Below are 21,501 nucleotides of genomic sequence, written 5' to 3' on the forward strand. Positions count from 1 at the left end.
TGCCAGATCTTTCGATAGGCCTCCCGCGTGGCGGCGGGAAGCCAGGGGTGCGTGCTGCGGTTACAGCAGTGCTTTCAGTCGGTACAGCGCTTCCAGTGCCTGCTTCGGCGTCAGTTCGTCCGGATCGATGGCGGCCAGTGCTTCCTGTGCCTTGTTCGACGGCGCCGCGAACAGGCCGAACTGCTGCGGTGCATCCAATGCCTGCGGCGCCAGCTCGGCGGCATGGCTCTCACCGCCGCGCTGTTCCAGCTCGGCCAGTCGACGGCGCGCCTGCGCCACGGTGGCGCGCGGCAGGCCGGCCAGTGCGGCCACCTGCAGGCCGAAGCTGCGGTTGGCCGGGCCGTCCTTAACGGCGTGCATGAACACCAGCGCTTCACCGTGCTCGACGGCATCCAGGTGCACGTTGGCGATGCCGCTGCGGCCGCCCTCGTGCTGCTCGTCGGCCAGCGCGGTCAGCTCGAAGTAGTGGGTGGCGAACAGCGTGTAGCAGCGGTTCTGGTAGGCCAGGTGGCGGGCCACCGCGTCGGCCAGCGCCAGGCCGTCGTAGGTGGACGTGCCACGGCCGATCTCGTCCATCAGCACCAGCGAATGCGCGGTGGCGTGGTGCAGGATGTAGCTGGTCTCGGCCATCTCGACCATGAAGGTCGACTGCCCGCGGGCGAGGTCGTCACCGGCGCCGATGCGGGTCAGGATGCGGTCGATCGGGCCGATCAGCGCCCGGCTGGCCGGCACGAAGCTGCCGATGTGGGCCAGCAGCACGATCAGCGCGTTCTGCCGCATGTAGGTCGATTTACCACCCATGTTCGGACCGGTGATGACCAGCATGCGGCGGTCCGGATGCAGATCCAGATCGTTGGGTTCGAACGGCTGCTCGCGCACCGCCTCGACCACCGGATGGCGGCCACGCTCGATCTTCAGGCACGGTGCCGTTTCAAGTTCCGGCCGCGACCAGTCCAGCGCCTGCGCGCGTTCGGCGAAGGCGGCCAGCACGTCCAGTTCGCTCAGCGCAGCGGCGCACTGCTTCAACGGTTCCAGCTGTTCGCCGAGGGTGTCCAGCAGCTGCTCGTACAGGTACTTCTCGCGCGACAGCGAACGGTCGCGCGCGGACAGCACCTTGTCCTCGAATGCCTTCAGTTCTTCGGTGATGTAACGCTCGGCATTGGTCAGCGTCTGGCGGCGGGTGTAGTGCACCGGCGCGCGATCGGACTGGCCCTTGCTGATTTCGATGTAGTAGCCGTGCACGCGGTTGTAGCCCACCTTCAGGGTGGGAATGCCGCTGCTCTCGCGCTCGCGCAGTTCCAGGTCAACCAGGAACTGGTCGGCATGGGTGGACAGGCGGCGCAGCTCGTCCAGCTCTTCATCGAAGCCATCGGCCAGCACGCCGCCGTCGCTCAGCTTCAGTGGCGGCATTTCGGCGATGGCGCTGGCCAGCAGCTGTGCGCACGCGTCGTGCTCGCCCAAGGCGGCATGCAGTGCCTGCAGGCGCGGTGAATCCAGCGGCGCCAGCACTTCGCGCACCGCCGGCAGCAGGCCCAGGCCATCGCGCAGGGTGGAGAAATCACGCGGGCGCGCCGAACGCAGTGCGACGCGGGTCAGGATGCGTTCCAGGTCGCCGAGGCGGCGGAACTGTTCGCGGATGTCGGCATCGCTGCCGCGATCGATCAGGGTTTCCACCGCATGGTGGCGCTGCACCAGCACCTCGCGCAGGCGCAGCGGGCGGTGCAGCCACCGGCGCAGCAGGCGCCCGCCCATTGGCGTCACCGTGCTGTCGAGCACGCCCAGCAGGGTATTGCGGGTATCGCCGTCGACGCGCGTATCCAGTTCCAGGTGGCGGCGGGTGGCGGCGTTCATCGCGATCGCCTCGGCGGCGGTTTCCATCGCGATCGAGGTCAGGTGCGGCAGGCGCTGCTTCTGGGTTTCCTCGACATAACCGAGCAGGGCGCCGGCGGCGGCGGTGGCACGTGGCTTGTCATCGATACCGAAGCCGCTCAGATCGTGCAGCTTGAAGAAGTTCAGCAGCTGGCGGCGGCCGCTGTCCGCGTCGAACAGCCACGGCGCACGGCGGCGCACGCCGGTGCGGTGGCGCAGGAAGTCGGGCCAGTTCTCCTCGTCGGGCACCAGCAGCTCGGCCGGCTCCAGTCGGGCCAGTTCGGCTTCCAGCGCGTCGTCGGTCTCGACTTCATTGACCAGGAAGCGGCCACCGGCCAGGTCGGCCCAGGCCAGGCCGTAGCCCTGCTTCGTGCGCGACAGCGCCATCAGCAGGGTGTCGCGGCGTTCGTCCAGCAGCGCTTCGTCGGTCACGGTGCCGGGGGTGACGATGCGCACCACCTTGCGTTCGACCAGGCCCTTGGCCAGCGCCGGGTCGCCGATCTGCTCGCAGATCGCCACCGACTCGCCCAGCGCCACCAACCGCGCCAGGTAGCCTTCATAGGCATGTACCGGCACGCCGGCCATCGGAATCGGCGCGCCGCCGGAGCTGCCACGCTGGGTCAGGGTGATGTCGAGCAGGCGCGCGGCCTTGCGCGCATCGTCGTAGAACAGCTCGTAGAAGTCGCCCATGCGGAAGAACAGCAGCAGGTCCGGATACTCGGACTTGGCTGCGAAGAACTGCTTCATCAGCGGGGTGTGTTCGGCGGACTTTTCTTTGGACATGGGGCTCGTGAATCCGGGGCGTCCGTTCGCGCCGGAGGGCAGCGGCAACGGAGCGGGTACAGGGCCGTCCATGGTAACTGCTGGGGCACAGGGCTGCCGCCACCGGTGGCAGGCGGGTACCGCACAGCGACGAGGTCAGGCCGGGACCAGGGTGATCTGCCGGTGGCTGGCGAAGATATCCATCACGATCTCGAAGTAGGTTGGGCCCTCGCCCTGTTGCAGGGCGTCCAGCTGGCGCGCAATGGTCCGCGTGTTGAAGGTGCCCGGGGCTTCCAGCTTGGACTGCAGCCACTGGCATGTGGTAGTTCGTCCCAGTGCGGCGCGGCTGTGCTCGATATCACTCCAGATCACCGTGGCCCGCTCATGGCCGGCCAACACGCCATAGACGCCATGCAGCAGATCATCCAGGGCGTCCAGGCTTGGCCCGAGCTGCCAGTCCTCGCCGGCCATGAACACGCGGTTGATCTCCGCATACAGGCTGGGGATGTCGTGAATGGCACAGCCTTCGATCTGCAGGATGAGCGTCATATGTCGACTGTAGCGTTGTTCCCTGTGCGTTGGACATGGCTGAGCGCCGGATGCTTTGGGGACCCATGCTGGGGTTTGGCAAACTTCTTTGCTGAGTCAAGTGCTCGGCACTCCCGTCGTGGCGCGCGCCGGTTTGCAGGGAAGAAAACGACGTGACCCATCGCCAATAGCAGGGCCATCAGCTGGTAGAGAGTTCGCCCGAAGTCTTCTTCTTCATTGATTGGTGCCATCGGCAGCAGGACCCCCTCGGGCGCGTTCAACTTCCACTGTCAGTGATGACTGGCTGGGTGATGGAAATAGATTCTCCTCCTGTATCATCGGCAATAAAGGTCTGGAAAATTGTTTCTGGGATGGTCAGTAACGTTGTATCTGCGTCTCCGGTGAGGTGGGGGGAGTTTGATCTGTCCCCGTTGTGAGCAGGGTGAGGTGTTGAAAGCTCAAGTAAAGGAGCGCGGCGTTCAGATATTTGTCTGCGACGAGTGCGATGCCGTGTGGTTCTCCTTCGCTGCTATAGGGGTCTCTCCGTTCAGAGACCTTGAGCGGTATCTTGAGGAAATTTCCGTCGCCCCGTCCTGGGAGTCAATTTCCGTGGACAGGCATGAGTAGAAAGTACGCAGTTTCCATGCACTCCTCGATCGTATTGCCTCAGCGCAGCGCGTGGGTCCGTGCAGCATGGGGTGACCTTCCCGTCTCCTACTTCCAGAGCGACGAGAATCTCAATGACTGCGGTTTTATTGACTTGAAGGTCAATAAGTGGGAGATCAGTGGCAGTCGATTGTAATGGGGTCTGGACCCCTTCATCAGGGTTGAAATACTCAAGGGTCGGGGCCCTGCGATGGCAGATGCCAGATTGCAGCCCTGACGGTAGTCGCGAAGCAGCGCGTTGTTCCTCTGGACAGAAGGGTGCCGGGATCGATGGGCTTCATCCTCCCCCTCCGTGCATCAAGTGACGGTTTCTGCGGTCACGACTCGCGAGCGCTGCGTGATGACTGCGATTGATGTGCTCGTGCATTGATATGCCCGGCAGGAATAACCACCTCCATTAAGTGTGTCCTTCACACCTGTCTGCATAGTTCCAGAGATTTGGATCGATACAATAATATCGACCCATAAAGTTTCCCCGCGCTGCGCCGCCATCGATCGTACGGCCATGATCAAGGGAATTGAGATGCTCGCCTTACGCAACCTCCGAGTGGGATCCCGGCTGGGTGCCGGGTTTGGATTGCTGCTGCTGTTCATCGTGGCCATCGTTGGCCTGGCGCTGTACGGAATCACCTGAAGTCCGCCCAGTTCGAGAAAGTGGTGGACGTCAACATGGTGAAGATGCGGCTGTTGAACGACATGCTGGATACCAACAACGCGGTGTTGATGCACCGCCGCCTGATGGTGATCAAGCGCGGCGAGGATTTCGACAGGGATTATCAGAAGGCGCAGGAGCTGTCGCAGACCTACGACGGTATCTGGGCCAGGTACATCAGGATTCCGCGCGACGCGACCGGCGATACCCTGGTGGCGAAAATCGACGCGGCACGCAAGGCCACCGACGCCTCCACCCGGCGTCTTCACGAGCGCATGAAGGCCGGGGATTTCGACGGCGCGGCCAAGGAACTGCTTGCCGAGCAGGGGCTGGCAACCGCGTGGAACGAAGCGATCTCGACCCTGCTGCGGCATCAGGAGACACTGACCGAGCGCAGCCGCGAGGAATACCGTTCAACCGAATCCTGGACCGGCACGCTGTCGATCGTGTTCGGCGTGTTGAGCCTGGTACTGGGCTCGCTGGCCGCCTGGGCCATCACCCGCAGCCTGACCCGCCCGCTGGAAGGCGCGGTGAAGCTGGCCGACGGCATCGCCAATGGGCGGCTGGACAACAGCATTGACGCCTCCGGCAACGATGAGGTCACGCAGCTGCTCAGGTCGATGCAGCGCATGCAGGCGCAGTTGCAGTCGGTGATGGCGGCGCAGGGCGAGTTGGCCCGCCAGCACGATGCCGGCAGCCTCAGCTATCGCATGGACGAGAGTGCCTTCCCTGGTGACTACGGGCGCATGGTGCACGAGACCAACGCGCTGGTCGGCTCACACGTGCAGGTACAGAACCGGCTGATCGAAGTGATGAAGCATTACGCCCGTGGCGACCTGTCGGTGGACATGGATCCGCTGCCGGGCGAGAAGGCGGCGATCACCCAGGCAATGGACGAGACCAAGACCAGCCTGTCGGCGATCAACAGCGAGATCCGCCGGCTGGCGACGGCCGCGGCGGCGGGCGACTTCAGCCTCCGCGGCGATGAAGATCGCTTCGCCTACGATTTCCGCGACATGGTGGCCGGGCTCAATCGCCTGATGCAGACCACCGACCAGAACCTGGTGCAGGTGTCGAGCCTGCTGCAGGCGATCTCGCGCGGTGACCTCACCGTACGCATGCAGGGCGACTTCCACGGCGTGTTCGCCCGCATGCGCGATGACTGCAATGCCACCGTCGATCAGCTCAAGCAGATCGTCGGGCGCATCCAGGCCAGCGCGTCCAGCATCAATCTGGCGGCAGGCGAAATCGCCTCGGGCAACACCGATCTGTCGCGGCGCACCGAGCAGCAGGCGGCGAACCTGGAAGAGACGGCGGCGTCGATGGAGGAACTGACCTCCACCGTGAAGCAGAACGCCGAGCACGCCCGCCAGGCCAACCAGCTCGCCATCGGTGCGCACGGTGTCGCCTCGCAGGGCGGCGAGGTGGTCGGCCAGGTGGTCACCACGATGTCGGCCATCGAGGCCTCGTCGAAGAAGATCGCCGAGATCATCTCGGTCATCGATGGCATTGCCTTCCAGACCAACATCCTGGCGTTGAACGCGGCGGTGGAAGCCGCGCGTGCCGGCGAGCAGGGCAGGGGCTTTGCGGTGGTGGCCAGTGAGGTGCGCACGCTGGCACAGCGCTCGGCCGGTGCGGCCAAGGAGATCAAGGGCCTGATCGAGGATTCGGTTGGCAAGGTCGCCGATGGATCGGCCCTGGTCCGACAGGCAGGCACCACGATGGGCGAGATCGTTGCTTCCGTGCAGCGCGTGACCGACATCATGGCCGATATCTCTGCTGCCTCGCAGGAGCAGAGCTCGGGCATCGAACAGGTGAACCAGGCGGTGGTGCAGATGGACGAGACCACGCAGCAGAATGCGGCACTGGTGGAAGAGGCCAGTGCTGCGGCGCGTTCCATGGAGGAGCAGGCGAACCTGTTGGCCGAGGCGGTTTCGGTGTTCCGCACCGGCGCGGTAACGGCGGCTGCAGCCGTGCGTCCGGCCCTGGCTGCGGTGGCCGCGAAGGTCACCCCGGTGCGCAGGGCGGCAACGCTGTCGCCGCGCATCGAGCCGACACTGGCGGCCAATGCCGGGGGGTGGGAAGAGTTCTAGCAAAGGGCAATGCCGGCAGGGAGACGGCGCCCATCACGCTGGCTGATCGTGATGGGCGCGGATTTTCTTCCTGAACGCGCGATGGCCGATGAGGCCGCGGACACGCGCATTTCACTTCCGGTTGCCAGCCGCGGGAGGACACTTGCGCCATACCGGAACCTAGGAGATGGCCATGAAGACCTCGACCCGATTGCTTGTGCTGGGCACCCTGCTGGCGGCTTCGTCGGTGGCCGGCGCGCAGACCTATGGTCCGCGTGATGAAGGACGCCGATTCAACGATGGCAGCCGCGTGGTCTGCAAGAACGTGGAAGTGCAGCGCAACTCGCGCGATCCGAACCGCATCGCCGGTACGGCCACTGGCGCGGTGATCGGCGGCCTGCTGGGCAACCAGGTGGGCGGCGGCAATGGCAAGAAGCTCGCTACCGTGGCCGGTGCTGTTGCCGGTGGTGCGGCGGGCCGCCAGATCCAGGGCAACAGCCAGCAGAAGAATGGCGACCGCGTGGTCGAGCGCCGCTGCGAACGCGTCTATCGCTGATCAATCGCCGACGGCCCCCGTTTTTCCCCTTCCACATGGCAGTACTCGAACGCCGGCCTCGCGCCGGCGTTCTTCATTGCAGGAAAAGGGGACGGAGGGGATTAAGTCGTAATCCCCCAACCGGCCGCTTACGACTTAATCCCCTCCGTCCCCTTTTTTGCGAGGAGGCGCCAGGTGGCGAGGCTGCCGTAGAGCAGCAGCAGGACGGTGAGGGTGATCAGTTCGTGGCAGACTTCGGCCAGGCTGGCGTCCATCTGGTTCAGGCGCACCATCAGGTTGATGCCGGAGGTGGTCGGCAGCAGCTGCGCCAGCCAGACCAGCGGTTGTGGCGTCATCACCGAGGGCCACGACAGGTTGGCGAGGAAGAACAGCGGGATCGAGGTGGCGATGATGTACTGGAAGGCGCGTTCGCGGGTGCGGAAGAAGCTGCCGACGAACAGGCCGAAGGCCACCGTCGCCGCGATGAACAGCGTGCCACCCAGCAGCTGGCCCAGCGGGTTGCCTCCGCGTGGATAGTCCTGCACCCAGGCAGTGAACCCGGCATACCAGAACAGACCGAACAGGCCGATCAGGCCGAAGCCCAGTGCCATGCCGGCCAGGGTCGGCAGGTCGAAGCGCAGGCGCCGGCCGAGCGCGAGGCGGCGGCCGCCGAGCAGGACGCCGATGCCCATCAGCAGCGTCTGGTGCACGATCAGCTCGGCCACGCCGGGAACGATGGCGCTGCCATAGCCTTCCTGCGTGTTGTACAGGGGGCGCTGCACAAGCGTGACCGGTGGTGCCTGCGGTGCGCCCATGAAGGCGGCCTGGCCGACCACGGCATCACGCCCGAACGCACCCAGCGCGTCAGCCACGCTGCCCAGCACCCAGCTGGCGCGTCCCAGGTAGGCACCGTTGCCAAGCAGTACCAGCTTGGCCGGGTGGCCGCGCAGGATGTCGCGCTCCAGATTGGCCGGGATCACGACGATCCCCTCGGCATGGCCGGCTTCCAGCTGCCGGCGTGCGCTGTCGACGTCCGCGGGTTGACCGACCACGCGCGCAACGCGCAGTGCGTCGAGCTTGCGCAGCAGCTCGCGGCTGGTCGCGCTGTGGTCTTCGTCCACCACCAGCACCGGCAGGTTGCCGGCCACCTGGTGCCGGTAGGCGGCTGGATAGAAGAACGAGTACAGGATCACCGCCCCGACCATCACCACGATCGCGTAGCGGTCGCAGAGCACTGCCATCAGGGTCTGCCGCAGGCTGCGCCAGAGTGCGCTCATGCGTCGGCCCCTGCGGGCTGTGCGGCGGCAGGTGTGCGCGCAAAGGCGATCAGGCGCAGGCCGCCGACGCCTCCTGCCACCACCGCCATCAACAACAGCGTGGCCAGCGGCCACACCGAAACCTGCAGCGGCGAACCGATGAACTGCTGCTGGGTCTGCAGCTTGATGTAGGCGCTGAGTGGCAGCAGTTGATGCCAGATGCGGGTGAACAGAGGGCCGTCCAGCACCGGGAAGGTGGCGCTGGAGAAGGCCAACGCGGTGCCGATGCTGAGGCCGACTGCGGACAGCGCGGTACCCATGTCGCGGGTGACGCCGACGAAGAACAACGCGTAGGCGGCCGTGGCAAGGTAGAACAGTGGCTGTGCGAGCAGCAGCAGGAGCACGCTGCCGGCCACGCCGTCACCGCGCAGCCAGGCCAGGTAACCGATGCCGAGCGCGCCATACAGCGAGAACAGCAGGATGTATGGCGCGACCTTGCCGGCAATCGCCGGCCATGGCGTGCGGCCCAACGAGGCGGGCAGGGTGCCGTCGCGGATCTCGCGGCCAAGGCTGCCGGCCACTGCAAGTGCCAGTACCAGCGACAATACCGCCGGGAAGATCAACGGCAGCAGGAACAGCTCGTAGCTGCGTGCCGGGTTGTACAGAATGTCCGACTGCACCGCGATGGGTGCCGCGCGCAGCTTGCCCGGGCCGACCTGCAGGCCGATGCGCTCGCGCAGCAGGCGCGCGTTCCAGGCCGAGACCGCGTCGCCGATATCGCGCGACGCGGACTGGCCGGTGGTCATGTAGGTGGCGTTGTAATAGGCGAACACCGTGCCCTGGCGTCCACGCAACGCCTGCCGGGTGACATCGCGCGGCACCAGTACGATGGCGAACACATCCAGCCGACGCAGCTGCGAACGTGCGTCTTCCAGGTCCACCGGCTGGCTGGCGACGCGCACGCCGGGACTGGCGTCGAGCATGCGCAGCAGCAGGCGGCTGTCACTGCTGTGGTCGAGGTCGACCACCGCGATCGGGATGTCGCGCATCACCGAAGGCGTGAACATCCACGCCATCACCACCAGCATCAGCAGCGGCAGCACGGTGACCAGCAGCAGGTCGGCGCGGTTGCCGCGCAGCGACTGCAGCTCGCGCCGCCAGCTGGCGGCGAAGCCGCCGCGGCCGGGGCTCAGTGCTGGGGCCATGCGAACAGCACGCTCATGCCGGGGCGGAAGCCCTCGATGCGGCGTACCGGGCGCACCCGCACCTCGAAGCTGCGGACGTCGTAGCCGGACGACTGGCGGGTGGTACGCCAGGTTGCATAGTCGCCGGCCGGATTGATGAAGTAGACCTCGAATTCGCCGTCCAGGCCGAGCGCCGGCACGCTGCCCTGCAGCTTGCTGCCGACCTTCAGGCGCTGCATCTGCGATTCGCGCAGGTTCATGGCGACCCACATGCGGTCGATGTCGACCAGGGTGAACACCGGGTAGCCGGCCGGCACCAGTTCGCCCGGGTCGGCCATGCGCTTGTTGATTTCGCCGGCCACCGGCGCGCGCCCTTCCACTTCGACACGCGCGGCGTTGACTTCGGCCACCGCGCCCTGTGCCTGTTGCACCTGGCCCTGTGCGGCACGCTTGTCCTGCTCGCGCGCGCCGGCCAGGGCCATGTCGTACTGCGCGCGCGCGGCACGGGCCAGCTCACGCGAACTGGTGGCCTGGGCATGCGCTTCATCACGCTTCTGCCGGGTCATCACCCCTTCGTTGAACAGGTTCTGCACGCGCTGGTAAGTGGCTTCAGCCAGCGTCGCACCGGCTTCGGCCCGCTTCCAGTTCGCTTCGGCGGCGCGGATGTCTTCGCTGCGCGCGCCTTCGTCGGCCTTGTCGGCCACTGCCTGTGCGGCGGCCAAAGCGCCGTGCGCCTGCTGTTCCTTGGCGGCCACTTCGGGGCTGTCGAGCAGGAACAGCACCTGCCCGGCCTGCACGCGGTCGCCCTCGCGCACCTTCAGTTCGGCCACGCGCGCGGTGATCTTGGCGGCCACGTTGATCGTGTCCGCATCGGCCATGCCCTGGATCTGGTCGGCCGGGCTGCGCCAGGCCAGCCACAGGCCGAGCACCACCACGACCAGCAGCACCACTACCAGGATCGGTCCCAACCGGCGCTTGCCCGGGGGCGTCGTCGCATCGTCGTGCAGCACATCACTCATGGTCGATCACCTCGTCCGCCCGCCGCCGGAACTCTTCGAAACGGTCCATCTGTCCACTGATCTCCAGCAACTGTGCCAGCGCAATATCGTATTGGTAGGCGGCCTGTGCGCGCTCGACGCGGGCGCCACCCAGGCCGAGCCGCGCGTCGATCACATCCAGCGAAGTCGCCTGGCCTTCGCGGAACGCCAGCTCCTGCAGGCGCAGGTTTTCCTGTGCCTGGGCGATGCTGCTGTCGAGCAGCACGTACTGCTGGCGTGCGGTTTCCAGCTCGTTCCAGGCCTTGCGCACACCCAGCGCGACCTGGTTCTCGGCCTCGCGCAGGCCCGCTTCGGCCTGGTCCTGCTGCGCACGCGCGGCGCTGATCTGCGCCGGCCGCGAGTTCGGCGACAGAAAGGTGTACTTCAGGCCGATGCCGAACGCCCAGTCTGGATCGGTCAGCATCTCGTCGCGGCGACGGAAGTCGTACTGGCCGAAGGCGAAGATCTGTGGTTTCAGCTTGGCCTGCTGCACGCGCACGCCCTGTTCGGCCTGCGCCACCATCGCCCGCAGGCGCGCGATCTGCGGCTGCCGCGCCTGCGCGGTGCGTTCGAAGCTGGCCACCGGTTCCAGTGGCACGCGCTGCACGAACAGCGGCGACACCGGCTGCACCTCGCCGCCACTGCGCAGCAGCGTGGCCAGTGCGGCCTTCAGCGTGGCCAGGTCGTTCACCGTCTTCTGGTATTCGCGCTCGGCCTTGTCGCGGGCCACGGTGGCCTGCAGGCGCTGCGCGCGGGTGGCGAAGCCCTCGCGTTCCAGCTTCTCTGCGTCGGACAGGTGGCGGTTGAGGCCATCGCGCACATCGCGGCGCACGTCCACCGCCTGCTCGGCCAGGCGCTGGCCGAAATAGGCCTGGGCCAGCTGCACGGTCAGCGATTGGCGTTGTGCTTCGCGCTCGGCGCTGGCCTGTTCGTGGGCGGCACTGGCCGCACGTTGCGCGGCCGGAATCACGCCGCCGGTGTACAGCGGCAGCACTGCAGTCACCACCGGGCGGGTACGCCAGTCGCGTTCGGTGAACGACAGCGGCGAGTCGATGCCAAAGGCCTCGGCCACCGGAGCCAGCGAACCCAAGGGCAGGGTGAGCGTCTTCTGGAACTGCAGCCGGCGCACTTCGCCGGTGATCTCCGGCAGGCGCAGCAGGCGGGTCGCGTCCTGCAGGTCCTGCTTGTTGCGCACGGCGGCGTCGGCAGCGGCCAACGCATCGGAGACCTGCTCCAGGCGTTGCCGTGCCTGTTCCCAGTCCAATGCCGGTGCGTTGCTGGTGGGCTGCGCGGCGGCAGCGAATGGCAGGCAGGCTGCCAGCGCCAGCGCGGCCTTCGCGCGGTGCATCCTTGTACGTCGGCCGATCACGCCCATGCCGTCCCAGTAGTGAAGAAGTGCGCAAACGGTAGTGCGTGCAGCGTGAAGCCCGGGTCTGCGATCATCGGTTTGTCCTCAACGAAGGGTGCCTCTGGCCGCAGTGCGCAGCGCCTGGGTGATGTGCTGCAGCGTGCTTGAGCGCACGGCGGCATGCTGCCAGTACAGCGGCACATCGAGCCAGCGGCGGGGTTCCAGTACCACCACGCGGCCGGCGCGCACGGCGGGCGCGACCAGGGTTTCCGGAGCCATGCCCCAGCCGAGTCCGCACGCGGCGGCTTCGACGAAACCGGTGGAGGAGGGCAGGTAGTGTAGCGGCGGCTGCAGCCGCGCGCGGGTCAGGCGCCGCACGAAGCGCCACTGCAGTTCATCTTTGCGGTTGAACACCAGCATCGGTGCGTGCGCCAGGGTTGCGGCCTGCATGCCATCGCGGAAGTACTGGCGGGCGAAGCCGGGCGAGGCGATGGCGTGGTAGCGCATCGCGCCGAGCGGGTGCACGTTGCATCCCTTCACCGGTTGGCTTTCGGCGGTGACCGCGCCGAGCACGCTGCCATCGCGCAGCAGCTGCAGGGTGTGGTCCTGGTCGTCCATGCGCAGGTCGAACAGATAGCCGTGGCGCTGGTGCAGGTCGGCGATGGCCGGCACGAACCAGGTATCAAGCGAGTCATCGTTGACCGCCAGGGGGATCGGCGTGCGCGCAGCGTCGCTGCCACGCTCGGGTAGCAGCTCGGCCAATGCCTCGGCCTCCAGCGCCTGCATCGGTCGCACTCGGCGCAGCAGCGCTTCACCCGCGGCGGTCGGCCGGCAGGGTGCCTGGCGCACCACCAGTACCTGCCCGAGCCTGTCCTCCAGGGCCTTGATCCGCTGCGACAGTGCTGACGGGCTGATCGACAGGCGGCGTGCCGCAGCCTCGAAGCTGCCTTCCTCCAGCACCGCGGCAAACGCGGCCAGTTGCGGGTGTACCAGGTCCATGCCGGTGCCTCTTCAGTTTTCCTGCACAGGATAAAGAAAAATCAGTTTGTCTAATCAAGGCTGTTGGCCGCACCCTGCGCGTCCCCTCGCTGCCTGGCCTGTCCCGATGTGGATTGCCGCTACCGCCGCCGGCCTGTTCGCAGGTGCCGGCCTGATCATCGCCATCGGCGCGCAGAATGCCTTCGTGCTGCGCCAGGGCCTGCAGCAGCGCAATGTGGGGACGGTAGTGCTGGCCTGCGCCGGCGCGGATATCGCGCTGATCCTTGCTGGCGTTGGCGGCATGGGCGCGCTGGTGCTGCAGTGGCCGCTGCTGCTGCAGGTGCTGCGCTTCGGTGGTGCGGCCTTCCTGTTCTGGTATGGCCTGCGGGCGGGGCTGCGCGCGTGGCGCGGTGGCAGTGCCCTGGCCGCCGCCGAGGCGCAGGGCGGCAGCGGACGGCAGGTACTGCTGACCTGCCTGGCGTTCACGCTGCTCAACCCGCACGTCTATCTGGATACGGTGGTGCTGCTGGGCAGTCTGTCCACGCGCTACCCCGGTGACCTGCGCTGGGCGTTCGCCGCCGGTGCCTGCGCCGCCAGCGTGGCCTGGTTCTGCACGCTGGGCTATGGCGCGCGCCTGTTGCAGCCGGTGTTCCGCAGGCCGGGCGCCTGGCGGGTGCTGGATGCCGCCGTGGCGGTCTTCATGTCCTGCCTCGCCACGCTGCTGCTGTTGCGCCCGCTCTAGGCCGCGTCCACCGCGCACTGCGGGGTTTCGCCGGGGCGCAGGGTCAGCACGCGCACGCCGCTGCGGGTGACCGCCACGGTGTGCTCGAACTGCGCCGACAGCTTGCCGTCGCGGGTGTAGACCGGCCATTGGTCCGGCTGCTGACGGATGGCCGGCTTGCCCTGGTTGAGCATCGGCTCGATGGTGAACACCATGCCTTCTTCCAGCACCATGCCGGTGTTGGGATGGCCGTAATGCAGGATCTGCGGTTCCTCGTGCATCTGCTGGCCGATGCCATGGCCGCAGTATTCCTTCACCACGCTGTAGCCGTGGCTGCGCGCGTGGCGGGCGATGGCGTGGCCGATATCGCCCAGGCGCGCTCCCGGGCGCACCGCAGCGATGCCTTTCCACATCGCCTGGTAGGTGGCCTGCACCAGCCTGCGCGCGGCGTAGTCGACCTCACCGACCAGGTAGGTGGTGCTGGAGTCGGCGATGTAGCCGTTCTTCTCCAGGGTGATGTCGAGGTTGACGATCTGGCCGTTGCGCAGCACGTCGGTGGTGCTGGGAACGCCGTGGCAGACCACGTTGTCGATCGAGGTGTTGAGCACATACGGGAAGCCGTACTGGCCCTTGCTGGCCGGCCGCGCCTGCAGCTCATCGACGATCATGCGCTCGACGAAGTCGTTGATCTCCATCGTGCTGCGTCCCTGCAGCGGCAGCTGGTCGAGCGCGGCGAACACCTGCGCCAGCAGGCGCCCGGATTCGGCCAGCAACGCGATTTCGTGCGGCTGCTTGATCATCGTCATGTCAGGCCCGCCCGGGCGCCAGCGCCTGCGGCTGCACCCCGGCTGCCCGCAGTTCGCTGGCGACGATGTCCTGGAAGCTCAGCGTGGGGTTCATCTCGCACAGCATGCCGACCCGGATCCAGAAGGTGGCCTGGGCGTTGATCGAACGGCTGGAGACGGTGCAGGCACGGCGCAGCTGGTCGTGCAGGGTGTCATCGATGTTGACGATGCCCATGGGCGGTCCTGGCGGAATGGATATATGAAGCATATATGTTCCGTATATCCGCCTCAAGCCCGCATCGTTCAGTCCACGTGGGTGGCAAAGCGCAGTCGGTTGCCGTCCGGGTCACGCAGGAGCATCTCGCGGCTGCCCCATCCGGTGTCGTGCGGTGGCTGCTCGATCGGTACGTTGGCGGCACTGAAGGCGCGGTGCAGGGCGTCGACGTCTTCAACGATGAAGTACACCGCGCCGCCGACCTCGCAGTCGCCGCTGTGTTCGGTGAGGAAGATCGTCTGGCCGTCGCGGGTGAGCTGGGCGAACAGCGGGAAGCCGGGTTCGAAGCGGTGTTCCCAGTCGACCACGAAACCCAGCCCCTGCACGTAGAATGGCAGGGTGGTGTCGGCATGGCGCATGCGCAGTTGCGGGATGACGGTCTGGGGCATCGCGAGGCTCCGGGGCGGGAGTCCAGTGTAGTGCCGGCCGCTGGCCGGCATCCCGGCGAGCCTGGGAACGATGAGGTTGCCGGCCAGCGGCCGGCACTACCGAAGCCACGCCGGCCAGCGGCCGGCACGACCGACGCGGTCAGCAGGCGGTCGGCACGGCGGCCATCGCCGCCAGCAGTTCGCGATTCACCTGCTGGTGCCGTGCCTGCCACACCGGCAGATCCTCGGCGCTGACGTCAGGTTGGCCGTCCAGCGACGACAGCCAGCGCTTGAAGCGGCTCTGGTAGTTGGCCAGCGACACTTCGCCGGTGATGTCGCTGCCGACCAGGCCGCCGGCGCGCAGCGCTTCGATCACCACCAGTGCGTGTTCCAGCTGGAAGCGGCCCTGGTCCCAGTTGCTGCGGGCGACGTCCTCGGCGAACACATCCTTGTCGATCGACAGGTAGGTCGGTTGCGGCGACTTGGCCTGCTCGGCGGCGAACGCGGCAACCAGTGCCTCCGGGTGCTCGAACCGTCGGAATGCACGGCCGCTGCCGAGGCGGTGGCCCCAGCCCACGTCCACATCCATGCACCAGTAAGTCAGGCGCCCGCCCATCAGCGGGCGCCAATGGTTCTCCCAGGCGTGGCCCAGGCCGATGTCACTGGAGGTGATGCCGAGCACATGGATGTGCGAGATCTGCGGCAGCTTGCTGGCCGCGTTCACCCACGACCCGCAGTGCATGCCGAACGGGAAACGCATGTTGTCCGGATGGTTGTCCAGCACCACCAGCTGGAACGGCTGGTGCGCGCGCATGCGACGCAGCAGCGGCAGGCTGAGGTGGTGGAAGTCGCCACTGCCGAGCATCACCGTGCCGAGCTGGGCCGGCAGCGGTGCCAGCACTTCAGCGGCGAAACGGTCCAGGGTTGAAGTGCTGCAGGCGAAGCGCAGCGGATCGTGCCACTGCGGCAGCGCCAGGGTCTGCGCCTGTGGAAGCGGCAGTACGCCACCGTCCAGGTCCAGGATCAGCGGAAAACGCGACGACATCGTTCAACCGCCTCCATCAGGTTCGCCCTGCAGGTACGGGGCCAGCTTGCGCAGGGCAGCGCGCAGCAGCGGGGAGCGAGCGTGGATCGCGTGCCGGGTGGAGGTGAAGCGGGCGCCCAGCTCGGCCTTGATCCGCGAGTCGGTCCAGCCGGCCACGTAGTGGCTCAGGCTGTGCTGCAGCGCGTACTCGAGGTTGTGCATCCAGCTGACCGCGTACAGGTTGTGCTCGCGTGATTGCGGGTAGGCCAGGCCGATGTACTTGTCCACCAGCTTTCCGGCGTGGATGTAGCACAGGTTCCAGCCGATCAGCAGACCCTGGTGGCGGTACAGGAACATCCGTCCCTGGCCCTGGCTGTCGGCCAGCAGGTGTTGGAAGTAGGGCAGGTCGAGCTGGTCGAAATGCACCGCGCTCTGCGCGAACACGCCCAGGTACAGCGCGTACAGTTCGGCCTGCAGTTGCGGGTCGGCGAGGGCCGGATCGCCGGTGGCGATGCAGTCGATCTGCAGGCCATCGCGCGAGCGCAGCTTGCGCCGGATGTTCTTGCGGCGCGAGGACGACAGGCGTCCGAGATAGCCATCGATCGAATCGAAATCGATCGCCACCCAGGCCAGCGGCATGCCTTCCAGCTCGACGAAGCCGCGTGCCAGCAGCGCCTGCAGGAAGGCGCTGCTGTGTGCATTGGCCGCGTCGTCCAGCAGCGGCGAATCGATTGCCAGGTCCTTGACCACCAGCAGCCGGGTATCGCCGATCGCGTGACGCGTCACGTCCTCGGCCAATGCCTCTGGTGCGACGTGCGCGGGCAACGGGGTGTACTCGGTGCTGGTGGCACCGACGAAGCGGGTCTTCCAGGTAATCCAGGGCCGCCACAGGCGCGACAGCGGCAAGCCAAGCAGCTTGCCGCGCAGGTCGTCGTCCATCGTGGTGGTCAGGTCGAGCGGCGCACGGAAGGTCGGCAGGCCGCTGGGAAGCAGGCCTGCCTCGAATCCAAGCGGCGGGTGGGCCAGGAAGCCCTCCAGCAGCGCGGCCGGTTCCAGCGCGGTGCTGGATGCGCGTGACGTCATCTCCATCGGCACGGGAACCGGCAGCGCATCGACCTCAGCCCTTGGCCTTGGTCAGCGCCTGGTCGAGCAGGGTGATCGCCAGGTCGATCTCTTCGTAGCTGATGTCCAGCGACGGCGCGAAGGTGATCACGTTCTTGTACCAGCCACCCACGTCGAGCACGAGGCCCATGCGCTTGCCGTCGTGCAGGAGGTCACCGGCCAGGCCGATGTCGACCATGCGGTCCAGCAGTTCCTTGTTGGGGGTGTAGCCGTCGGTCTGGCAGATCTCGGCGCGCAGGGCCAGGCCCAGGCCGTCGACGTCGCCGATCTCCGGGTGACGCTTCTGCAGGCCACGCAGGCCGTCCAGGAAGTACGCGCCCTTCTCCGGCACGGTGCGCTCGTAATCCATTTCCTTGCCCAGCTTCAGCACTTCCAGGCCGAGGCGGGTGCCCAGCGGATTGGAGTTGAAGGTGGAGTGGGTGGAGCCCGGCGGGAACACGGTCGGGTTGATCAGTTCTTCGCGCGCCCACAGGCCCGACAGCGGGTTCAGGCCGTTGGTCAGCGCCTTGCCGAACACCAGCACGTCCGGGGTAACGCCGAAGTGCTCGATCGACCACAGCCTGCCGGTGCGCCAGAAACCCATCTGGATTTCATCGACGACCATCAGGATGCCGTACCTGTCCAGCACGCGCTTGAGGCCAGTGAAGAAGTTGCGCGGCGGGATGACGTAGCCACCGGTGCCCTGGATCGGCTCGACGTAGAACGCGGCGTACTCGGCCTGGCCGACCTTGGGATCCCACACGCCGTTGTACTCGCTTTCGAACAGGCGCTCGAACTGCCACACGCAGTGGTCGGAATACTCGTCCGGGGTCATGCCCTTCGGGCGACGGAACGGGTACGGGAACGGGATGAACATCGCGCGCTCGCCGAAGTGGCCGTAGCGGCGGCGGTAGCGGTAGCTGGAGGTGATCGACGAGGCACCCAGGGTGCGGCCGTGGTAGCCGCCTTCGAAGGCGAACATCAGGCTCTTGCCGCCGCGCGCGTTGCGCACGATCTTCAGCGAATCTTCAATGGCCTGCGCGCCGCCGACGTTGAAGTGCACGCGGCCGTCGAGGCCGAACTTCTGGTGCATGTCCACGGCAATGGTCTTGGCCAGCTGCACGCGGGTCGGGTGCAGGTACTGGCTGGCGACCTGCGGCAGGGTGTCGATCTGGTCCTTCAGCGCGTCGTTCAGGCGCTTGTTGCTGTAGCCGAAGTTGCAGGCCGAGTACCACATCTGCAGGTCGAGGTAGGGCACGCCCGCACCGTCGAACATGTAGCTTCCTTCGCCGCGCTGGAAGATCTTCGGCGGGTCGACGTAGTGGACGGTGTCGCCGAAGGAGCTGTAGCGGGCTTCGTCGGCCAGCAGCTGCGCGTCGGAGGCAGCCGCGTCGGCGTTCTTGTCAAAAATGTTCATGCAGTTCGGTTCCGTGAAGGACGTTCGAAAGGGGTGACGGGGGAGCGCGCCTGGAAGGGAGTGCTCAGGCGGTGGCCAGCAGCAGGGGCAGTGCGGCGGGCTGCGGGCTGGCGTCGAGGCGACGTGGCTGCAGCAGGCTGCCATCGAGCAAGCGCGGCAACAGTGCGATTGCATCGTGGAAGGTATCGATGGCGGCATGCTCGATGCCGGCCTTCGTGCAATGGGTGATCAGGCGGCGCTTGGCGAACACGAAGTCGGCATCTTCGGAGACGCAGAAATCCGAGCTGCCATCGCCGATCATCAGCACGCGTGGTGCTTCGTCGACACGCGCCTGCGCGGCGCAGGTGCACTTGCAGGTACCACTGCGGCATCCTTCGGCCTGGTAGGGCGACTCCAGTTCCCAATGGTCTTCGCACCAGCGCAGGTGGTTGGCCACCACCGGCAGTCGCGACAGGCCGTGGTTGGCGAGGATGCGGTGGATCGCATAGTCCAGCCCGTCGCTGACGATGCGCAGCGGCACGCCCAGCTGTTCGGCGCGGCTGACAAAGGCGGCGAAGCCCGGATCGATCTGCACCTGGTCCAGGTGCGCGTCGAGCGTGGCCGGGTCCAGCTTCAACAGCCGCACCTGGCCCTGCATGCATTCACGCGAGCCGATCTTTCCCGCCTTCCACTGGTCTTCCAGTTGCTGCCAGCCCGGCTGGCCGTACTTCTCCAGCAGCGAGTCGATGACATCTTCGAGGCTGATGGTGCCATCGAAGTCACACAGGATGCTCCAGTGCATGGGCAGGTCCGTCGATGAAAGAAACGTCCGGCACGATGCCGGGGCAGGCTCAATGTAGGCAGGCAGCCTTTCTCGTTCCTTTCCTGTTGAAAGCCTGCACCGCCGGGTGGGGAAAGTGTTCAGGAATCGAGCGTGCTGAATGGGCGTGATGCCGTGAAAACCGCGCTTTCAGGGCTGCGCAGCGGCCAGCGCCCGCAGGATCTGCGCGGTCTCTTCCCGGGTCTGCCAGGCGCTGTTGCCGAGGGTCAGCATGCGTGCGGCGAAGTCGCGCGCGTTCGGCATGTCGTCCTGCGGCACGATGCCACGCAGGTAGGCGTAGTCGGGCAGGGCATGGATGAACATGCGGCTGGCACCGAGGCCGCGCGGCCACAGTTCGTCCAGTGCGGCATCGCGCGCGCGCTGGCTGGGCAGCAGCAGCATCAGCATCGGCCAGGTGCCGCCGGTGCCGGCCAGGCCATCGACCACCTCCACCGCCGGCAGCTGTGCCAGCTGCACACGCAGCTGCAGTGCGCGCAGGCGCCCGGCCTGCAGGAACGCAGGCAGCCGCCGTGCAGCGTGGGCGCCCACGTTCTGCCGCCACTGGCTGACCCGGTGCTGGGGGATGTCCAGCGGGAAAATGTCTCCGACCGCGTCTTCCAGATCGCCGCGTTGCAGGGCGCTGCGCAGCGGATTGCCGTACACCAGCGACAGCAGCGAGGGGCGGTAACAGGCGGCAAGACCCAGCAGCTGCACGCTGCGGAGCAGCTCCCAGCGCAGGCTGAAACGTACCTGTTCGGCGGCATGTTCGGCCAGCGCGGCGCGCAGCTCGTCATCGCGGCTGACCAGCAGGCCGCCTTCATGCAGGCTCAGCCCCTTGCCGGCGGCCAGGCTGAAGAATCCGATGTCGCCACGCAGGCCCACGCTGCTGTTGCCGACCCGTGCACCCAGCGCCTGTGCGGCATCTTCGATCACCCAGGCGCCGGCGCCGCGTGCGACCTCGCAGGCCCGTTCGACATCGGCGATGCGCCCGCCGAGGTGGGTGGGCAGGATCGCCAGCGTCCGCGCGTCGGCCAGGCGCGAGAGCTGTGCCGGATCAAAGTCGAAATGGCCACGCCGGGTATCGCACAGCTGCACGCGCAGGCCGAGGCTGTGTACCGCGATCGGCACCAGCGGACAGGTATAGGCCGGCAGGATCACGGTATCGCGCTTGGGCGCGCGCTTGCGCAGGGTGCGCAGCGCGATCAGCAGCGCGTGGGTGCCGGAACAGGTCAGCTGCAGCGGCGGTGTGCCGAGCTGGGTGGCCAGGATGTCGCGCAGGTCGCCGCCGCCGGGAAGGAAGTCGCTGGCCTGCATCGGCAGGCCAGCGGTCGGCGGCAGTTCGCGCGCGAACAGGCTCATCGCAGCCCGCTCACGAAGTGCTGTCGGCGGGGCTGTGCGGATCATCCGCTTCGGCGCGGCCGAGGCAGACGATGCCAGCCACGATCAGTACCGCACCGACAAGGTGATGCAGGGTCAGCGGCTCTTTCAGCAGCCAGGCCGACAGCAGCAGCACACTGATCACCTCCAGGTGCGAGGCCGCGAACGCCGGGCCGATCGGCGCATGGCGCAGCAGGCTCATCCAGGTGAAGAACGCGCCGATGTAGCCGAGGACCGCGCCGTATACCCACGGCTGCGACAGCACGCGCAACAGCCACGCGGTGTTGGCCTCGACCGGCAGCGCGGCGTCACCGGCGTACTTGAAGCACAGCTGGGCCAGCGTGTCGAAGGCCATCAGCAGGGGAAAGCCGATCACATACAGGCGCCTCATGAGCCGGCCCCCACCACCGCCACGCCCGCCGTGACCAGCAGCATGCCGGTCACCCGCAATGGCGTGAGCTTTTCGCGGAACAGGATGCGGCCGGCGATCATCAGCGCGACGATGTTGATCGAGCCCAGCAGCACGCCCTTGGACAACGGCACCAGCGACAGGAACGCGATCCAGGCAACGAACTCAAGCACGTAGCAGGCGATGCCGATCCACAGCCAGGGGCGGCTGAGCATGTGTTTCCAGCGTTGCAGTCCTTCGCCATCCTGCGGGTCGCTGGCGGCGGCCTTGAAGGCGAGCTGGCCACCGGTATCGAGCACCACATTGGCCAGCCACAGCAGCGTGGCGAGTGCCCCCATC

19 protein-coding genes and 1 pseudogene are annotated in these 21,501 nt (G+C 66.9%); 3 read left to right on the top strand and 17 right to left on the bottom strand.

Annotated features, from left to right (window positions below):
• Positions 1-60: 60 nt before the first annotated feature.
• Positions 61-2,652 (bottom strand): DNA mismatch repair protein MutS, encoded by a 2,592-nt coding sequence (gene mutS, locus AC5P7A_RS04500; protein ID WP_049441490.1) that lies wholly within the window; start codon positions 2,650-2,652, stop codon positions 61-63.
• A gap of 135 nt (positions 2,653-2,787) precedes the next feature.
• Positions 2,788-3,180, bottom strand: a complete 393-nt coding sequence (locus AC5P7A_RS04505) for a barstar family protein (RefSeq protein WP_126411850.1) — start codon at positions 3,178-3,180, stop codon at positions 2,788-2,790.
• A gap of 1,168 nt (positions 3,181-4,348) precedes the next feature.
• On the opposite strand from AC5P7A_RS04505, the pseudogene AC5P7A_RS04510 reads away from it, so the two are divergent.
• A pseudogene (locus AC5P7A_RS04510) lies at positions 4,349-6,570 on the top strand (methyl-accepting chemotaxis protein).
• A gap of 166 nt (positions 6,571-6,736) precedes the next feature.
• A complete protein-coding gene (locus AC5P7A_RS04515; protein WP_014646414.1) occupies positions 6,737-7,105 on the top strand; it encodes a glycine zipper 2TM domain-containing protein in 369 nt (122 codons plus the stop codon).
• A gap of 128 nt (positions 7,106-7,233) precedes the next feature.
• On the opposite strand, the gene AC5P7A_RS04520 is transcribed toward AC5P7A_RS04515, so the two are convergent.
• From AC5P7A_RS04520 to AC5P7A_RS04540, 5 genes are all read right to left on the bottom strand, one after another.
• Positions 7,234-8,361, bottom strand: a complete 1,128-nt coding sequence (locus tag AC5P7A_RS04520) for an ABC transporter permease (protein WP_046429611.1) — start codon at positions 8,359-8,361, stop codon at positions 7,234-7,236.
• Positions 8,358-9,545 carry an ABC transporter permease gene (locus tag AC5P7A_RS04525; RefSeq protein WP_046429612.1) on the bottom strand — a complete coding sequence of 396 codons (1,188 nt, stop codon included), beginning with the start codon at positions 9,543-9,545 and terminating at the stop codon, positions 8,358-8,360. The genes AC5P7A_RS04520 and AC5P7A_RS04525 overlap by 4 nt, the downstream gene beginning before the upstream one ends.
• Positions 9,530-10,543, bottom strand: coding sequence for an HlyD family secretion protein (locus tag AC5P7A_RS04530; RefSeq protein ID WP_495219922.1), 1,014 nt, complete (start codon positions 10,541-10,543; stop codon positions 9,530-9,532). Before AC5P7A_RS04530 ends, AC5P7A_RS04525 begins: the two co-directional genes overlap by 16 nt.
• The gene (locus AC5P7A_RS04535; RefSeq protein WP_014646418.1) at positions 10,536-11,936 is read right to left on the bottom strand and encodes a TolC family protein; all 1,401 of its coding nucleotides are present in this window, start codon (positions 11,934-11,936) and stop codon (positions 10,536-10,538) included. The genes AC5P7A_RS04530 and AC5P7A_RS04535 overlap by 8 nt, the downstream gene beginning before the upstream one ends.
• Before the next feature lie 78 nt (positions 11,937-12,014).
• Entirely contained in the window at positions 12,015-12,908 is an 894-nt protein-coding gene (locus AC5P7A_RS04540) for a LysR family transcriptional regulator ArgP (protein WP_046429615.1), read from the bottom strand.
• A gap of 106 nt (positions 12,909-13,014) precedes the next feature.
• On the opposite strand from AC5P7A_RS04540, the gene AC5P7A_RS04545 reads away from it, so the two are divergent.
• Positions 13,015-13,629 carry a LysE/ArgO family amino acid transporter gene (locus AC5P7A_RS04545; protein WP_014646420.1) on the top strand — a complete coding sequence of 205 codons (615 nt, stop codon included), beginning with the start codon at positions 13,015-13,017 and terminating at the stop codon, positions 13,627-13,629.
• Here AC5P7A_RS04545 and map read toward each other — a convergent pair.
• The 10 genes from map to AC5P7A_RS04595 all read right to left on the bottom strand — a co-directional run bounded on the left by map (position 13,626) and on the right by AC5P7A_RS04595 (position 21,500).
• Complete coding sequence (map, locus tag AC5P7A_RS04550; RefSeq protein ID WP_014646421.1) at positions 13,626-14,408, bottom strand: type I methionyl aminopeptidase; 783 nt, start codon at positions 14,406-14,408, stop codon at positions 13,626-13,628. The genes AC5P7A_RS04545 and map overlap by 4 nt on opposite strands.
• A 7-nt stretch (positions 14,409-14,415) precedes the next feature.
• A complete protein-coding gene (locus tag AC5P7A_RS04555) occupies positions 14,416-14,628 on the bottom strand; it encodes a ParD-like family protein (RefSeq protein WP_014646422.1) in 213 nt (70 codons plus the stop codon).
• Positions 14,629-14,696: 68 nt separating this feature from the next.
• A complete protein-coding gene (locus tag AC5P7A_RS04560) occupies positions 14,697-15,056 on the bottom strand; it encodes a bleomycin resistance protein (protein ID WP_014646423.1) in 360 nt (119 codons plus the stop codon).
• Between the two features lie 139 nt (positions 15,057-15,195).
• Positions 15,196-16,080, bottom strand: coding sequence for an arginase family protein (locus AC5P7A_RS04565; protein WP_032958040.1), 885 nt, complete (start codon positions 16,078-16,080; stop codon positions 15,196-15,198).
• A gap of 3 nt (positions 16,081-16,083) precedes the next feature.
• Positions 16,084-17,148, bottom strand: coding sequence for a GNAT family N-acetyltransferase (locus AC5P7A_RS04570; RefSeq protein WP_111205781.1), 1,065 nt, complete (start codon positions 17,146-17,148; stop codon positions 16,084-16,086).
• 28 nt (positions 17,149-17,176) lie between these two features.
• A complete protein-coding gene (locus AC5P7A_RS04575) occupies positions 17,177-18,577 on the bottom strand; it encodes an aspartate aminotransferase family protein (RefSeq protein ID WP_495219923.1) in 1,401 nt (466 codons plus the stop codon).
• A gap of 64 nt (positions 18,578-18,641) precedes the next feature.
• The gene (locus AC5P7A_RS04580) at positions 18,642-19,358 is read right to left on the bottom strand and encodes an MtnX-like HAD-IB family phosphatase (RefSeq protein WP_262093251.1); all 717 of its coding nucleotides are present in this window, start codon (positions 19,356-19,358) and stop codon (positions 18,642-18,644) included.
• A gap of 168 nt (positions 19,359-19,526) precedes the next feature.
• The gene (locus tag AC5P7A_RS04585) at positions 19,527-20,735 is read right to left on the bottom strand and encodes a DegT/DnrJ/EryC1/StrS family aminotransferase (protein ID WP_014646428.1); all 1,209 of its coding nucleotides are present in this window, start codon (positions 20,733-20,735) and stop codon (positions 19,527-19,529) included.
• A gap of 10 nt (positions 20,736-20,745) precedes the next feature.
• Positions 20,746-21,144: a DMT family transporter gene (locus AC5P7A_RS04590; RefSeq protein WP_032958031.1), complete on the bottom strand. Its 399-nt coding sequence runs from the start codon at positions 21,142-21,144 to the stop codon at positions 20,746-20,748.
• The gene (locus AC5P7A_RS04595; protein ID WP_014646430.1) at positions 21,141-21,500 is read right to left on the bottom strand and encodes an EamA family transporter; all 360 of its coding nucleotides are present in this window, start codon (positions 21,498-21,500) and stop codon (positions 21,141-21,143) included. The genes AC5P7A_RS04590 and AC5P7A_RS04595 overlap by 4 nt, the downstream gene beginning before the upstream one ends.
• Between the last annotated feature and the right edge of the window lies 1 nt (position 21,501).

This window comes from Stenotrophomonas sp. YJH_SMC_65 (assembly GCF_059369475.1).

Coding starts and splice junctions, on each gene's coding strand:
- AC5P7A_RS04585 (WP_014646428.1), bottom strand. CDS start 20,735: ATGAGCCTGTTCGCGCGCGAACTGCCGCCGACCGCTGGCCTGCCGATG.
- AC5P7A_RS04565 (WP_032958040.1), bottom strand. CDS start 16,080: ATGTCGTCGCGTTTTCCGCTGATCCTGGACCTGGACGGTGGCGTACTG.
- AC5P7A_RS04575 (WP_495219923.1), bottom strand. CDS start 18,577: ATGAACATTTTTGACAAGAACGCCGACGCGGCTGCCTCCGACGCGCAG.
- AC5P7A_RS04530 (WP_495219922.1), bottom strand. CDS start 10,543: ATGAGTGATGTGCTGCACGACGATGCGACGACGCCCCCGGGCAAGCGC.
- AC5P7A_RS04595 (WP_014646430.1), bottom strand. CDS start 21,500: ATGGGGGCACTCGCCACGCTGCTGTGGCTGGCCAATGTGGTGCTCGAT.
- mutS (WP_049441490.1), bottom strand. CDS start 2,652: ATGTCCAAAGAAAAGTCCGCCGAACACACCCCGCTGATGAAGCAGTTC.
- AC5P7A_RS04560 (WP_014646423.1), bottom strand. CDS start 15,056: ATGCCCCAGACCGTCATCCCGCAACTGCGCATGCGCCATGCCGACACC.
- AC5P7A_RS04580 (WP_262093251.1), bottom strand. CDS start 19,358: ATGCACTGGAGCATCCTGTGTGACTTCGATGGCACCATCAGCCTCGAA.
- AC5P7A_RS04540 (WP_046429615.1), bottom strand. CDS start 12,908: ATGGACCTGGTACACCCGCAACTGGCCGCGTTTGCCGCGGTGCTGGAG.
- AC5P7A_RS04505 (WP_126411850.1), bottom strand. CDS start 3,180: ATGACGCTCATCCTGCAGATCGAAGGCTGTGCCATTCACGACATCCCC.
- map (WP_014646421.1), bottom strand. CDS start 14,408: ATGATCAAGCAGCCGCACGAAATCGCGTTGCTGGCCGAATCCGGGCGC.
- AC5P7A_RS04520 (WP_046429611.1), bottom strand. CDS start 8,361: ATGAGCGCACTCTGGCGCAGCCTGCGGCAGACCCTGATGGCAGTGCTC.
- AC5P7A_RS04545 (WP_014646420.1), top strand. CDS start 13,015: ATGTGGATTGCCGCTACCGCCGCCGGCCTGTTCGCAGGTGCCGGCCTG.
- AC5P7A_RS04570 (WP_111205781.1), bottom strand. CDS start 17,148: ATGGAGATGACGTCACGCGCATCCAGCACCGCGCTGGAACCGGCCGCG.
- AC5P7A_RS04590 (WP_032958031.1), bottom strand. CDS start 21,144: ATGAGGCGCCTGTATGTGATCGGCTTTCCCCTGCTGATGGCCTTCGAC.
- AC5P7A_RS04525 (WP_046429612.1), bottom strand. CDS start 9,545: ATGGCCCCAGCACTGAGCCCCGGCCGCGGCGGCTTCGCCGCCAGCTGG.
- AC5P7A_RS04515 (WP_014646414.1), top strand. CDS start 6,737: ATGGCCATGAAGACCTCGACCCGATTGCTTGTGCTGGGCACCCTGCTG.
- AC5P7A_RS04535 (WP_014646418.1), bottom strand. CDS start 11,936: ATGGGCGTGATCGGCCGACGTACAAGGATGCACCGCGCGAAGGCCGCG.
- AC5P7A_RS04555 (WP_014646422.1), bottom strand. CDS start 14,628: ATGGGCATCGTCAACATCGATGACACCCTGCACGACCAGCTGCGCCGT.